The organism is Erwinia sp. MYb416, from assembly GCF_037479575.1.
Classification (GTDB): Bacteria; Pseudomonadota; Gammaproteobacteria; order Enterobacterales; family Enterobacteriaceae; genus Erwinia; species Erwinia rhapontici.
Window position 1 is genome coordinate 1 of sequence record NZ_JBBGYT010000250.1, and the last position, 1008, is coordinate 1008.

Annotated in this window: 1 protein-coding gene; it reads right to left on the reverse strand. The window is 57.3% G+C overall.

Annotated features, from left to right (window positions below):
- Positions 1-1008: GGDEF domain-containing protein (locus WH277_RS02325; protein WP_339504180.1), on the reverse strand; the 1008-nt coding region annotated here is incomplete at both ends.

Below are 1008 nucleotides of genomic sequence, written 5' to 3' on the forward strand. Positions count from 1 at the left end.
CGGTGCAGGTTGTTCGTGATCGGCTGGTAATAGAGTCTGAGCTGGCGGCAGGTGATGGCCTCACGCAGGTCGCTTTCAATCACCCGGCGCTTCTGTGCCATATCACTCATGGCCACGGTGAAGTGCTCAAAGCGGTTACGGCCGTTACGCTTGGCTTCATACAACGCCATATCTGCACAGCGCAGCAGTTCATCCGGCGTGGTCATGCCGTTGTCCGCAATCGCAATCCCCACACTCAGCCCGACGGACAGGTTATGACCATCGACGTTGAACGGCGGACGAAGGGTTTCAATCAGGCGGCTGGCGACCGCTTCGGCTTCCTGCTGATGCGTCAACCCTGGCAGCACAATCGAGAACTCGTCGCCACCGCTGCGTGCCAGCGTGTCCTGCTCGCGCAATACCGCGCGTAGCCGCACCGCCACTGAACGCAGCAGATCATCCCCCACCTGGTGACCCAGCGCATCGTTAACGTTTTTAAAATTATCCAGATCAAGGCCCAGCATTGCCGTCTTACGGCGCGCATCACGGTCTTCACGCAGCGCTTCGGTCAGGCGCTGGCTGAACAGAACACGGTTTGGCAGGCTGGTGAGGTTATCGTGATGCGCCATATGATGAATACGGGCATCGGCTGCGCGTTGATCGGTCACATCATCCGCGATCAGCAACACATAGTTATGGTGCTCATCGTTACCACGAATGATCGATGCGCTGCCATTGATAATGCGGTCACCGCCCGGCGTGGTCAGCAGCCGCTCGTTGCGCTGCATCCCTTCTTTGCGCTGCGCGGTGTCGGAGAGCTGCATAAAGTACTCGCCCATCTCTGCCGTCATGCAGTCCGGCGCACGTTTGCCGATAAAGTCACGCTGCGTGCCGCCCAGCAGTTTTTCCGCCTTGCTGTTGATCAACAAGATCTCGCGCGACACCACATCTTCAACGATGACGCAGGAGGGAATATTGGCAATGATGGTATCGAGGAATTTTGACAGTGAGGCCATTTTTTCACTGTTC